Below are 12,447 nucleotides of genomic sequence, written 5' to 3'. Positions count from 1 at the left end.
CGCCCTATCCTCGCGGGTGGCGCGTGGTGTTCAGCACCTGTGCGTGGGCGCCCACCGCAAAGTTGCTCAGCGCGCTGAAATCGCTGCCCTGATAACCGAGGATCTTGCCGTCGGTGCGCATGCCCTGCAGATCGATCATCACCACGCCCAGCGTCGGGATGATTTTCTCGCGCCAGACGAACAGATAAAGCTGCTCCGCCACCTTCACGTAGTGGCAGCGATCGACGTCCGCCAGCCCCTTCTCCACTCCGTCCAGACACTGCCAGGCGTAAAAGTTGTCGTTCAGGTAGATGTGCTCGTACCGTTCGGTCGGGCTGTAGGTGTACATATTGCGCATGCCGATCAGCTCATCGGTAAAGCCCGGCGGTGCCGCGTCGGCGTCATCCAGCGTGCCGAAGCGGAATTCGGCCTCGACCGCGGTCAGCGGCAGCCCCTGCTCCACCCGGCTAAAGGCGTCGAGCCGCGCCTGCGCTTCGTCCGGCAGCTGGCCGTATACCGCAGTGAAGTTGCCCTGATTGCGGTCGCATACCAGCGTAATGCTGGCGTTGGCGCGGGCGGGATCGAGAAAATCGATGAACAGCACGCCGGGGCGAATGCTGGTGGCGCGATAGGCGATACCGCGCCGCTCCCCCCACTCCAGCGTCTGCGCATCGGTAAACCGACAGCGCTGCGTCGCGCCGTCGCTGAAACGCAGCGTCAGCGTGGTGCCCGCCAGACCGTGCTGGCGTTCCAGCGTATTGCTGTGCGGCGCAAAGCCTTCCGCCAGCGCGCCAACCTGAATGAATACCGCTTCTGAACTCATGGAATGCTCCTTACAGGGAAGTGAAAGCCAGGGTCGGCACATCGACAATAGTGGAGCCGCCGTCGGCCACCAGCGTCGCGCCGGTAATGATTGAGGCTTCGCTGGAACAGAGGAAACGGCAGACGCGGGCGATCTCCTCGGCGCTGGCCGGCCGGCGCAGCGGCACGTCGCGGCAGACCATCTGGTAAGCCTGCTCCAGCGAAATCTGATGGGCGTCCATCAACAGCTGCATCTCTTCGTCCGCCATCGGCGTGGTCACCCAGCCCGGGCACACCGCGTTGGCGCGCACGCCCAGCGGACCATAATCGCGGGCGATGGAACGCATCAGCCCGATCAGCGCATGTTTGGCGGTAACGTAGCCGCAGACCTCCGGCCCGGCGGCCAGCGAGGCGATCGAGGCCACGAACAGCAGGTTGCCGCCGCTTTTAATCAGCTCCGGCAGGCAGGCGCGCGCGCTGGCGAAAGCGCTGTTGAGGTTGCTGTCCATCGCCCCTTGCCACTGCGCGTCGCTCATCTCGGTAATGCGCTTGAAGCCCATGCCGCCGGCGCTGCCGATCAGGCAGTCGATGCGCCCGGCGTCGCGCAGAATGGCCGGCAACAGCGTGTGGGCCCAGCTCTCGCCGCTGGCGGCGTCGCCCACCAGCGCCTGCGCGCCGATCTCTTGCGCCAGCGCCGCCAACGGTTCCGGGCGGCGGCCGATGATGAACACCCGATCGCCCTGCGCCGCCAGCAAACGGGCGCAGGCGGCACCGACGCCGGTGCCGCCGCCGGTAATCACAACCACTCTATTCATGATTCAGCTTCTCCATCAGTTGGCCGATCATCAGCAGGCTGCTCAACAGCAACCGCCGCTGTTCGGCATCCAGCCGCAGATAGCGGCGGCCGGCCGGCACGCGGCTGACCACCTCGGAGGCGGCGAAATGCTCGATATCCGCCTGCCAGCGCCCATCGTTCACCGTCAGCCGCACGCGGCGAAAATCCAGCTGCGCCAGCGTCTCGCCGATCTGCGGGTAGCGCAGCAGGCCGTCCAACAGCCGCTGCGCGGCCGCATGGCGCTGGCGCAGCAGATAGCGCACTCCGCGCCGCCGCAGCCAGCCGCCGGCCACCACGTCCAGCGTCAGCGGAGGCTGCGCTGTGCACGTGCCCTGCAACCGAAAGCGGTGGCTGACGATATGCGCCATAAACAGCCCCTGCACCTGTTCGCTGACCTCGATCTGCGGCCCCTGCGGCAGCGTCAGCCGCAGCAGGCCCGGCGCCAGGCGTTCGCACGCGTAGGGTTCCAGGTTGCGCGCCAGACGATCCAGCGCGGCGCCCGGCCGATAGCCCGACGGCGCTCGCCGCCAGGCGCGATTAAGTGAGGGAAGTAAGCCGATCAAACTGCGCCTCCTCGTTTTCGCCCTTGGCGAACGCGTTCTCCAGCACCTGCTCGACCGGCACCGGCTTAAACGGATTCACTTTCTGCACGCACAGCGTCCAGAACAGCGCATAGGCGGCGGTCAGGCCGATCATCCAGCCGAAGGGAATGTAGACGTCGCGCGGATTCATCCCCGGCGGCGTGATGTAAACGATGGCCAGCACGATGCCGACGCTGGAGACGATCTGCGGCAGCGGGAACCACGGCGATTTATAGGCGCGCGGCAGATCGGGGCGGCGCAGGCGCAGCAGCACCACCGAGCAGGTCACCAGCAGGTAGGCCACGCCCCAGGCGCACACCGCCGCCAGCACCAGCGGAATGATCTTGTCGAGGTTGCCCTGAATGGCGAAGGCATGTACGCAGGGGATCAAGACCGCCACCAGAATGCCGACCACCGGCGTCTTAAAGCGCGGGTGCAGATAGGCGAACATGCGCGGCAGCGCGCCGTCCAGCGCCATGCCGTACAGAATGCGCGGCACCGCCGCCATCAGCGTGTTGATGGTTGCCGCGCCCGCCAGCAGCAGGCCGACGCCCAGCCAGTACTTGCCGAACTGGCCCATCACCTGGCCGGCGAACGCCGGGATGGCCATCGGCGTTTCCAGCAGACGCGTGCCGCTGGCGGCGTCGATCACCACGTTTTCCACCTGGTGGCTGAGCGCCGCGCCGTACAGCGCCATGCATACCGCCACGCCGCACAGCCCGAGCGCCATCGCCCGCGGGATCACCCGATCGCAGCGTTTGATCTCCGGCGCCATCGGCGTCACCAGTTCGCAGCCGACGAACATGAACATCGCCATGCCGATCAGGCTGAACACCGCGAAGGGATCGTTCAGGTTCAACGTGCTGCCGAACCAGCCCTCGAGCGGCACCGCATGCGGCGACAGCAGCCCGACGATGCCAAAAATCACCAGCGTGCTCCACATGGCGAAGGTCAGCACGATCTCCGCCTTGCCGAAGGCCTCGATGCCGAACGCGTTGAGCATGCCGAACACGACAACCAGCCCGACGCCGACCATCCAGGAGGCGTTGTGGCTTTCCATCAGGGTGTTGAGGTGTTCGAAGTTCACCAGCGCCATAATGCCGGAGAGAATGGTCTCGGCGGTGCCGGCGAAGATATGCACGATCAGGTAGGCCGACAGCGCGCCGGTGATGGCGAAAAAGCGCCCCATGCCGCAGGAAATGTAGTCGTAAACGGAACCGGAGGTCGGCAGCAGCGCCGCCGCTTCGGAGAAGGTGGTGAGCTGCGCCTGCATCATGACGAAAGCGATCAGCATCGCCAGCGCGAAGGTGTCGCCGCCGATGCCAAAGCCGCTGGTGACGGTCAGGATCACCGGGCTGGCCATGATCACCCCGACCGAACTGGCCAGGGTGGTGGGAAAGCCGACCTTGCCTCGAGCCAGGTGGGCGTGCAACCGCGACGACAGGTTCATGGTTATTTCCTCTTATAGTTTTGGCCTGATGCATGCAGGTGCTTGCAGGTTTTTCACCGCCAGCGGCGGTCATCTCACTATAGAGAGGAAAGGAAAATGCTGACTATCGTCCTTAAGGACGAGACGGTTTCAACCTGCGGCCGCGCTCACGGCGGCGCGCTCGCTCAGCATGAAGCGGATCGGCTCAGCCCAAGCAAGGTCATCATTTTTTCGTCTTATACGTTTGGCGCCGACTGGCGCTATCTTCAATGCGCAATACAGGAAACGGCGGAAAAGCCTGGCTATCGTTCTTTAGAACGAGGGGCAGCGGAAGCGACGTCGGCTGTAGCACGCGCGCAGCGGCGAGGGCCTCCCCCGGGCAGGCGTTGAAAAGCGCTGTAAATTCAGCGGGAAAAACGTCGAATTATTTCATTAACCTATTAATGAAAATCGCGATAAATCCGAACAAAAAAGCCCTGATCAACGCAGTGTCATCTTGTTATTTCTGTGTTTTATTGCAATCGGCCTCACGTTGTTAATATGTTTTTATTGTGTTTCCAAATTGCTACAACTATGCTTGTATCGTTCATATATTGACCGCCAACATTCTCCAGATTGAACGATAAAGGGAGGAATACGAATCATGCACAGCACAGCATCCGATGCCTTTATCAACAGTTGTTTGGCGACCATCACGCACCTGATCCCGGTGTCCGCCGGAGTGTTTTATCTGGTCGATCGCGACCTGCGGCCGGATCACTACATTCTGCACGGCATGCCCGATAAAACGCATCAGCAATACCTGAACCACTTCCAGCAAATAGACCCGCTGCAGCCAGCCAACTTCCATCGGCAAGACATCACCATGGTCGGCATGAGCCCGGCGGCGATCGCCGACAACCGCCGCTATTACCACGACTTTATGCTGCCGAACGACATGCGCGACATGACGGAGATTTTCATTCGCCAACGCAAACGCATCGTTGCCGGGGTGTCGTTGATCCGCGATACGCCGTTTACCGAATTGGAGCGCGGCCGCCTGCGCGCGGTGCTGCCGCTGATCGAGCTGGCGACGCGCGATCTGCTGCCCGACAGCGAGGCGCAGCTGCTGACCGCCAAGGAACAAGAGATCGTCAACCTGGTGCGCGAAGGCGCCAGCAATAAGCGCATCGCCCTAAAGCTGGGCATTTCGCTGTCCACGGTGAAAACCCATATGCGCAACATTTTCGCCAAAACCGACGTGGTGAACCGCACCGAACTGGTCGCCGGCGGCTTTCTCGCCCACGGTTAACGCCCAATAACGGCCGCCGCTGCCGACGGCCGGAAAATAACGCCAAAACGTATTCGCCATTTATGGCGCGGCTCCCCCCTGCCCGCAATCGGGCCGGGCGGGATATTTCATCGTCACTCAACGCTTGGGGAATAAGGTTTATGTCCAGTGATTCGGTTTCCGCGCCCGCCGCCGGCGCGGCGCTCCCCTGCCCGCCGCGGCTGCTGACCGCCATTATCGTCTTCGCCGCCATCGCGCCGGGTATTCTGATGACCGCCCCCGCCGTGGCCGCCCAGCTCGCCGCGCAGTGGCAGCTCGGCCCCGCGCAGATCGGCCGCCTGTTCTCCACCGAACTCGGCGCCATGAGCCTGGCCACGCTGCCGGCGTGGTGGTGGATCGGGCGCATCAACTGGCGGCGGGTCGCTGCGCTGTCGGCGCTGGTGTTTATCGCCGGCAACCTGGCTTCGGCGCTGGTGCAGGATTTCACCTTGCTGCTGCCGCTGCGCTTTATCGCCTCGCTGGCGGGCGGCACCCTGATGATCCTGTGCATCACCTGCGCCGCCGGCACCGCCAATCCCAGCCGCGTCTATGCCTTCTGGGTGCTCGGCCAGCTGGTGCTGGGCGCGGTGGGGCTGCTGGCGCTGCCGCCGCTGTTCGCGCACTTCGGCCTGATGGCGGTCTACCTGATTTTGGCCGCCATCATGTTGTGCTGCCTGCCGCTCATCCCGGCGTTTCCCAACGGTTTCACCGCCGCGCGCAGCGCCCGCAACGGAGCCGCCGCCTCGCCGACGCGCAAGCTGTGCGCCGTGCTGGCGGTGCTGACCTTTTACATCAGCCTGAGCGCGGTTTGGACCTTTATCGGCGGCATCGCCGCCGGCGCCGGGCTGTCGCCGGCCCACAGCGGCCAGGTGCTGGCCGTCGCCACCTTGCTCGGCATCGTCGGCGCCGGCGCCGCAGCGTTGATCGGCGCGCGCTTCGGCGGCGGGCGCCCGATCGCGCTCGGTTACGCCCTGCTGCTGGCCAGCGTGGCGCTGCTGGCGGGTCAACCCTTGCTGCTGCGCTTCGCCCTGGCGGCCCTGCTGTTCAAATTCACCTGGACCTTCGTGCTGCCGTTCATTCTGGCGCGGGTCGCCGGGTTGGATAACGACGGCAAGCTGATGAACGGCATCAACCTGGTGATCGGCGGCGGCATGGCCATCGGCCCGACGCTGGCCGGCTATCTGATCGAATCTTCCGGCGGTTTCAACGCCTTGCTGTTCGGCGCGCTGGGCTGCGCGCTGCTGTCGCTGCTGTTGATTTCGCTGGCTTCACCGCGCGCACCGCGCCGTATAACAGGAGGAGAAAGGTGAAAAGAACAACCGGTTTCTTGTTTGATGAACGCTGTTTCTGGCACAGCACCGGCCTGCACGCCACCACCCTGCCGGTCGGCGGCTGGGTGCAACCGCCCTCGGGCGCCGGCCATGCCGAATCGCCGGAAACCAAACGACGCATGAAGAACCTGATGGACGTGTCCGGCCTGTCGCGCCAGCTCACCCTGCTGAGCGCCGAACCAGCGACGGAAGAAGACCTGCTGCGCATCCACCCCGCCCACTATCTGCAGCGCTTCAAACAGGTGAGCGACAGCGGCGGCGGCCTGCTGGGGGAAGAGGCGCCGCTAGGGCCGGGCAGCTATGAAATCGCCAAACTCTCCGCCGGGTTGGCCTGCGCGGCGGTGGAGGCGGTGTTGCAAGGCGAGCTGGATAATGCCTATGCGCTGTCGCGCCCGCCGGGCCACCACTGCCTGCCGGATCAATCGATGGGCTTCTGCTTCCTGGCCAATATCCCGATCGCCATCGAGCGCGCCAAGGCCCGTTACGGCCTCGGAAAAGTGGCGGTGCTCGACTGGGACGTGCACCACGGCAACGGCACCCAGCACATCTATTGGCGGCGCGGCGACGTGCTGACGCTGTCGCTGCATCAGGACGGCTGCTTCCCGGCGGGCTATTCCGGCGAACGGGATCGCGGTGAAGGCGACGGGGCGGGCTGCAACGTTAACGTGCCGATGCTGGCCGGCGCCGGCGACGACGGCTACCTGCACGCCATGCGGCGCATCATCATCCCGGCGCTGGAAAAATTCGAGCCGGAGATGATCATCGTCGCCTGCGGTTACGACGCCAACGCCCTCGATCCGCTGGCGCGCATGCAGTTGCACAGCGACAGCTTCCGCGCCATGACCGCGCTGGTGCAGGAGGCCGCCGACCGGCTGTGCGGCGGCAAACTGGTGATGGTGCATGAAGGCGGCTACGCCGAATCCTACGTGCCGTTCTGCGGGCTGGCGGTGATGGAACAGCTGAGCGGCGTGCGCACGGAAGTGCAGGATCCGCTGCTGGCGTTCATCCAGCAACAGCAGCCGCGCGACGCGTTCAACCGCTTCCAGCGTGAAGCGCTCGACGCGTTGGCGCGCCAGTTCGGCCTGTAACCCCCCTCTCTGCGGGCGCCGCACCCGGCGCCCCTGACAACCTCGCCGCCAGCCGCTACGCTGAAGGGCAACCCTACCACCATGAGAACAATAACATGTCCGAACAAACCGTCAGCTTTATCAAAGGCCGTCACGGCGACATCGCCGTGCACGACTGGGGCAACGACAAGCCGCGCTATCTGGCGCTGCTGGTGCACGGCTACGGCGAGCACCTCGGCCGCTATCAATACGTGGCGCGTACGCTGCAGGCGCAGGGGGCGCGGGTGTTCGGCCCCGACCACCTCGGCCACGGCCTGTCGCAGGGCGAACGCGTGCTGATCGAAGATTATGACGCCGTGGTCGACGACGTGCAGCGCGTGGTCAGCCATTTCCGGCAGCAATACCCCGCCTTGCCGCTGGTGGTGATCGGCCACTCGATGGGCGGCATGATCGCCACCCGCTACGTGCAGCGCTACGGCGAGGAAGTGCGCGCCTTGGTGCTGTCCGGCCCGCTGCTCGGCGACAGAACGGCGATTTCCGATCTGGCCGAACTGCCGACGATCCCCGACGCGCCGCTGGATACCGCCACCCTGGCGCGCGATCCGGCGGTCGGCGCGGCCTATCAGGAGGATCCGCTGGTGTGGCACGGGCCGTTCAAGCGCCCCACCCTGCGCGCCATGCAGCGGATGCTCGCCGCCATCAACGCCGGGCCGGGCTTCGGCGCGCTGCCCACGCTGTGGATCCACGGCGACGACGATCGGCTGGTGCTGATGAGTGAAACGCAAACCGCGCTCGACCGTCTGCGGGGCGACGACTTCGAACGGATGATCAATGCGGGCGGGCGGCACGAGAGCTTTAACGAAACCAATAAGGATCAGATCCTCAAGCGGGTAACCGACTTTATTGCGCGGGCGTTAGGTTAAGGCGCTCCCCCTCGGCATTCAGCCTGCTGAGGGGGGCATGACGGCGTCAGCCCTCGACGATGGCGAGGTAGTGTTTGACGAAGCGATCCGAGGTGATGTCCCAGCGCACCGGGGTGCCCTTCTCGACGAACCAGGAATCGCCGGCCTGATACTGCACCGATTCGCCGGTGCGTTCGTTGGTCAGGGTGGCGCTGCCTTCCCACACCGTGGCGTGCTCGGCGAACGGGTACTCCATCACGAAGCTGCCGCGGGTGCAGCTGAACACGCCGCAGTTCAGGTTGTCGGTCGGTTCGCCGAAGATGCTGGCCACGCCGACGTTCGGCGTGCCGGCGATCACCGTGGCGCCCAGGTTGCTGACGCTGCCGATCTCCAGCAGTTCCGGCAGCGGTTGTTTAAGCAGTAACGGTTTCATGTGATTCTCCTCTGAGGGTTAACGGCGGCCTTTCCAGTAGCCGGATGTCTGGTGCCAAACCTTGCCGGCGGTGGTCATCACCCGCCGCAGCTTGTCTTTGCCGAAGATGTTGACGTGCGGGATCGAGCTCATCAGATCGTAACGATCGGATCCTTCGCTCATGCCCTCCGCCAGCACCTTGCACACGATGTGGCTCGGCGTCACGCCGAAGCCGGAGTAGCCCTGCACGTAAAACACGTTGTCGCGATCCGGCAGCGTGCCGATCTGCGGGAACAGGTTGGCGCTGCAGCACAGCGGGCCGCCCCAGGCCAGATCGATCTTCACGTCTTTCAGGTACGGGAACACCTTCAGCATCAGGTTGCGGTTCCAGGCCTTGAGATCCGACGGGAAATATTCGATCAGGCGGGTGGCGCTGCCGAACAGCAGCCGGTTCTCGTTGGTCACCCGGTAATAGTCGATCACCGGGCGGATGTCGCTGTAGGCGCCGCGGATCGGGCTGATCTGACGGATCAGATCGTCAGACAGCGGCTCGGTGGCCAGCTGGAAGGCGTAGGTATTGATGGTCTTGCGGTAGATCTGCGGCTCCATGCCGTTGAGAAAGCCGTTGCAGGCCCACAGCATCTTGTTGGCGCGCACCGAGCCCATGGCGGTGCGCACCGTGATGCGCGGGCCATACTCGACGTTGAGCACGCTGCTGTTCTCGAAGATTTTCACCCCGTAGCCGCTCAGAGCCTTGGCCTCGCCCAGCAACAGGTTAAGCGAATGCACGTGGCCGCCGCCCATGTGTTTCAGCGCGCAGGTGTAGGCGTCGGAGCCCACCACCTGCTTCACTTCCGCGCCAGTGTAGAGTTCGATCTCTTCCTGCGGCGCCACCGCCCTGAACTCCTTCAGCCAGCCGCGCAGGGTCTTCTCCTGGCGCGCATTGCTGCCGAGGTAGCCGTAACCGAAGCAGAAGTCGGCGTCGATGTCATATTTCTTGATGCGCTCGCGGATAATGCCGGCGCCGAGGTTGCTGATCTTGAAGATGGTTTCCAGCCCGGACGGGCCGACGTGGCGTTTGATCTTCTCCAGATCGTGGCCGATGCCTGCCATCACCTGGCCGCCGTTGCGCCCGGTGCCGCCGTAGCCCAGATAGCGGCCCTCGAGAATGGCGATGTTGGTGATGCCCTTCTCCGCCAGCTCCAGCGCGGTGTTGATGCCGGAGAAGCCGCCGCCGATGATCACCACGTCAACGTCCAGATCCTCTTCCAGCGTCGGGAAGCGCAGATCGTATTTTTTGGTCGCCGCGTAGTAGGTTAAGGACTCGATTTCGTTGTTCACTGCCGCACTCCCGATTGCCTATGCCATGACATCGGATTATCGGGAGCAGTGGGATCGTTCGCTATGTCCCCTTAGGGACATTCGTCCCCTTCATCTTTCAAACTACAGCGTTGTTGGCTGCTGACGTTCACCCCAGTCACTTACCTAAGTAAGCTCCTGGGGACGCTCGTCCTGGCCGCCTAGCTGTAGCTTGAAAGCTATAGGGGATAGATCGATACATTCACGCGCTGCGCCGCTGCGGGGCGGCCAGCAGCAGGCTGAACAGTTCGGCCTGCGAACCGATGTTCAGCTTACCGTAGATGTTCTTGCGGTGGTTTTTTACCGTGCCGAGGCTGATGAACAGCCGGTCGGCAATCTGCTGCGAACCGCAGCCGGCGAGGATCAGATCGACAATCTCACGCTCGCGCGGCGTCAGCAGATAGCGCGCCTGGGCGCCGTCATCGTTCACCGTCGCGGCCTCGGCCGGCGCCACCACCACTTCGCCGTGCAGCCGCGCCACGCTTTTCACCAGCGTCAGCGCGCTGCGCAGATCCGCCCGCTGCGGGTAGCGCACCGCCACCGTGCGGCGCGCCGAACCGAAAAAGACGCCCAGCCCGCGCTCCGGCGTCAGTTGCAGCAGCACGCCGGCCTCGTCGTGCCAGCCGGTCTTGCGATAAAAATTACGGTAATAGTCGCTGTGATAAAACCCGCAGGGCGCCAGCTGGCGCAGCGTGAGCACCTCGCCTTCGCCGCCGTCGTTCAGCGCGCGGTAAAACGGATCCTGCAGGTAGGCGCCCTGCTGGTAGAGCTGATTGACCGCGTCGCTGTTTTCGCGCTCGGTTTTAATCAGGCAGCGCGGCGGCCGGCCGCGTTCGAAGGCATAGACGATGGCGTTGTCGAAGGCGAAAAACCCTTCCAGCCAGTTCAACAGGCTGGGATAAAAGCGTGGGCTGGCCACCGCATCGATCACCGCAGACAAGCGTTCAACCTGAATTTCCATACCCGCCTCGCCATTATTAACACATTAACAATCTACCGATTTCGGATGGGGTTGGCCGCACGACGGCCGGTACTGTTAAAAAAAGCATCCGCAGCGCCGAAATGCAAGAGCGCGATCGTTTACATGTTAAACAACTCACAGGTTGCCGCGGCGGGGAAAGCGGTGGCCGCTCCGCGCCCGCTGGCTTATGCTGTGGCATCGCGACCTGCAACGCCGTCAAGGAGACCTCATGTCCGTCAGCCACATCATCGCCAACCGCCAGACCTGGTTCGGCCGCGGCAGCATCCAGCAGCTGCCGCCGCTGCTGCTTGCCGACCCGCAGCCGACGCTGCTATTCAGCTGCCGCTCTTTTCTCAACGGCCCGGTGTACGCCGGCCTGCGCGAAGCGCTGGCGCCGCTGCTCATCGGCACCGAAATCGTCAGCCACGAGGCGTCGCCGCAGGAAATCGACGCCTGGGTGGCGCGCTGGCGCGGCCAGGCGCGGCGCGTGGTGGCCATCGGCGGCGGCAGCGTGCTGGACGCCGCCAAAGCGTTCTCCGCGCTGGTTGAGCACCCGCTGCCAACGCTGCGCTATATGGAAAAGGTGGGCGACAGCAAAATCAGCGGCGCCACCCTGCCGCTGATAGCCATTCCCACCACCGCCGGCACCGGCAGCGAGGTGACCCAGAACGCGGTGATCACCGATACCCAGGTCAGCAAGGTGAAAGCCTCGCTGCGCCATAACAACTTCGTGCCGCACACCGCCATTCTCGACCCGCAGCTGCTGACGGGCGCCCCGGACAAGGTGCTGGCCTACTGCGCCATCGACGCCTTCACCCACCTGTTCGAGGCCTATCTGTCGAAAACCGCCGGCGCCATGACGCGCGATATGTCGCTGAGCGGCATCCGCCACTTCCTCGCCGCCTGGCCGGCGCTTAACCGCAGCGACGCGGCGCGCGAAGCCATTATGCAGGCTTCCTACCTCGGCGGGCTGACGCTGAGCGCCGCCGGGCTGGGGGTCATTCACGGCATCGCCGGCGAGATCGGCGCGCTGCGCGACTACCACCACGGGCAGGTCTGCGGTCGCCTGCTGCTGCCGTTCCTCGCCCTGTTGGAAACCAGCGAACAGCCGCAGCAGCGCGCGCTGATGGCCGAGCTGGCCGCCAGACTGTACCCGCACTGGCAGGGCAGCCCGGAGAGCTACCTGAGCGATTTCATCACCCGCCACGCCATCGCGCCGTTCTGGCAGGACGATTTGCCAATTTCCGGCCAGGAGCTGGCGGTGGTGCTGGAGAAATCCAACAGCAAGAATTCCTGGATCGACTATGCGCCGGCGCAGCGGCAACGGATGATCAAAGAGGCGTTTCGCGTCGAATGATTATATAATCAGATCAACGCACTAGCAGGAGTTAAGGAAATGGGCATCATCGGCTGGATCTTCGCCGGCATCGCGGTCGGCATCCTGGTCGGCGCGCTGATCAGAATCTTCGGCAAGAAGAAAG

13 protein-coding genes are annotated in these 12,447 nt (G+C 64.1%); 6 read left to right on the top strand and 7 right to left on the bottom strand.

Annotated features, from left to right (window positions below; all coding sequences use genetic code 11):
• Positions 1 to 4 precede the first annotated feature (4 nt).
• The 4 genes from ITX55_RS06835 to ITX55_RS06820 are packed head-to-tail and all read right to left on the bottom strand — an operon-like array spanning position 5 to position 3,646.
• Positions 5 to 802 (bottom strand): molybdenum cofactor biosynthesis F family protein, encoded by a 798-nt coding sequence (locus tag ITX55_RS06835; RefSeq protein ID WP_033651371.1) that lies wholly within the window; start codon positions 800 to 802, stop codon positions 5 to 7.
• A gap of 10 nt (positions 803 to 812) precedes the next feature.
• Positions 813 to 1,595, bottom strand: a complete 783-nt coding sequence (locus tag ITX55_RS06830; RefSeq protein WP_046688188.1) for an SDR family NAD(P)-dependent oxidoreductase — start codon at positions 1,593 to 1,595, stop codon at positions 813 to 815.
• Entirely contained in the window at positions 1,588 to 2,178 is a 591-nt protein-coding gene (locus ITX55_RS06825) for a DUF3156 family protein (RefSeq protein WP_072626678.1), read from the bottom strand. The genes ITX55_RS06830 and ITX55_RS06825 overlap by 8 nt, the downstream gene beginning before the upstream one ends.
• Positions 2,153 to 3,646, bottom strand: a complete 1,494-nt coding sequence (locus tag ITX55_RS06820; protein ID WP_089192544.1) for an APC family permease — start codon at positions 3,644 to 3,646, stop codon at positions 2,153 to 2,155. Before ITX55_RS06820 ends, ITX55_RS06825 begins: the two co-directional genes overlap by 26 nt.
• 96 nt (positions 3,647 to 3,742) lie before the next feature.
• Between ITX55_RS06820 and ITX55_RS06815 the strand changes: the two genes are divergently transcribed.
• The 5 genes from ITX55_RS06815 (at position 3,743) to ITX55_RS06795 (ending at position 8,255) form a co-directional block, all read left to right on the top strand.
• On the top strand, positions 3,743 to 4,015 hold the full coding sequence (locus ITX55_RS06815; protein WP_145957787.1) for a hypothetical protein: 273 nt from the start codon (positions 3,743 to 3,745) through the stop codon (positions 4,013 to 4,015).
• Between the two features lie 253 nt (positions 4,016 to 4,268).
• A complete protein-coding gene (locus ITX55_RS06810) occupies positions 4,269 to 4,916 on the top strand; it encodes a LuxR C-terminal-related transcriptional regulator (protein WP_033651375.1) in 648 nt (215 codons plus the stop codon).
• Between the two features lie 140 nt (positions 4,917 to 5,056).
• Entirely contained in the window at positions 5,057 to 6,244 is a 1,188-nt protein-coding gene (locus ITX55_RS06805; protein WP_187048599.1) for an MFS transporter, read from the top strand.
• Positions 6,241 to 7,353 (top strand): class II histone deacetylase, encoded by a 1,113-nt coding sequence (locus tag ITX55_RS06800; RefSeq protein WP_033651377.1) that lies wholly within the window; start codon positions 6,241 to 6,243, stop codon positions 7,351 to 7,353. Before ITX55_RS06805 ends, ITX55_RS06800 begins: the two co-directional genes overlap by 4 nt.
• Positions 7,354 to 7,448: 95 nt before the next feature.
• A complete protein-coding gene (locus ITX55_RS06795; protein ID WP_187048598.1) occupies positions 7,449 to 8,255 on the top strand; it encodes an alpha/beta hydrolase in 807 nt (268 codons plus the stop codon).
• Positions 8,256 to 8,301: 46 nt separating this feature from the next.
• Here the strand turns inward: ITX55_RS06795 and ITX55_RS06790 are convergent, their stop codons facing one another.
• The 3 genes from ITX55_RS06790 to ITX55_RS06780 all read right to left on the bottom strand — a co-directional run bounded on the left by ITX55_RS06790 (position 8,302) and on the right by ITX55_RS06780 (position 10,966).
• Complete coding sequence (locus ITX55_RS06790) at positions 8,302 to 8,667, bottom strand: cupin domain-containing protein (RefSeq protein ID WP_015376517.1); 366 nt, start codon at positions 8,665 to 8,667, stop codon at positions 8,302 to 8,304.
• Between the two features lie 18 nt (positions 8,668 to 8,685).
• Positions 8,686 to 9,987, bottom strand: coding sequence for an FAD-binding oxidoreductase (locus ITX55_RS06785; protein ID WP_033651379.1), 1,302 nt, complete (start codon positions 9,985 to 9,987; stop codon positions 8,686 to 8,688).
• 220 nt (positions 9,988 to 10,207) lie between these two features.
• On the bottom strand, positions 10,208 to 10,966 hold the full coding sequence (locus tag ITX55_RS06780; protein ID WP_147838156.1) for a helix-turn-helix transcriptional regulator: 759 nt from the start codon (positions 10,964 to 10,966) through the stop codon (positions 10,208 to 10,210).
• Positions 10,967 to 11,195: 229 nt separating this feature from the next.
• Between ITX55_RS06780 and ITX55_RS06775 the strand changes: the two genes are divergently transcribed.
• Positions 11,196 to 12,323, top strand: a complete 1,128-nt coding sequence (locus ITX55_RS06775; protein ID WP_223084969.1) for an iron-containing alcohol dehydrogenase — start codon at positions 11,196 to 11,198, stop codon at positions 12,321 to 12,323.
• Positions 12,324 to 12,447: the final 124 nt, after the last annotated feature.

Source organism: Serratia sp. EWG9 (genome assembly GCF_019913725.1).
Taxonomy (GTDB): Bacteria; Pseudomonadota; Gammaproteobacteria; order Enterobacterales; family Enterobacteriaceae; genus Serratia; species Serratia ureilytica.
Note: the sequence above shows the minus strand (reverse complement) of the source record. Positions and strands in the feature narration are given on the sequence as shown.

Coding starts and splice junctions, on each gene's coding strand:
- ITX55_RS06805 (WP_187048599.1), top strand. CDS start 5,057: ATGTCCAGTGATTCGGTTTCCGCGCCCGCCGCCGGCGCGGCGCTCCCC.
- ITX55_RS06780 (WP_147838156.1), bottom strand. CDS start 10,966: ATGGAAATTCAGGTTGAACGCTTGTCTGCGGTGATCGATGCGGTGGCC.
- ITX55_RS06820 (WP_089192544.1), bottom strand. CDS start 3,646: ATGAACCTGTCGTCGCGGTTGCACGCCCACCTGGCTCGAGGCAAGGTC.
- ITX55_RS06830 (WP_046688188.1), bottom strand. CDS start 1,595: ATGAATAGAGTGGTTGTGATTACCGGCGGCGGCACCGGCGTCGGTGCC.
- ITX55_RS06815 (WP_145957787.1), top strand. CDS start 3,743: ATGCTGACTATCGTCCTTAAGGACGAGACGGTTTCAACCTGCGGCCGC.
- ITX55_RS06810 (WP_033651375.1), top strand. CDS start 4,269: ATGCACAGCACAGCATCCGATGCCTTTATCAACAGTTGTTTGGCGACC.
- ITX55_RS06795 (WP_187048598.1), top strand. CDS start 7,449: ATGTCCGAACAAACCGTCAGCTTTATCAAAGGCCGTCACGGCGACATC.
- ITX55_RS06835 (WP_033651371.1), bottom strand. CDS start 802: ATGAGTTCAGAAGCGGTATTCATTCAGGTTGGCGCGCTGGCGGAAGGC.
- ITX55_RS06790 (WP_015376517.1), bottom strand. CDS start 8,667: ATGAAACCGTTACTGCTTAAACAACCGCTGCCGGAACTGCTGGAGATC.
- ITX55_RS06775 (WP_223084969.1), top strand. CDS start 11,196: ATGTCCGTCAGCCACATCATCGCCAACCGCCAGACCTGGTTCGGCCGC.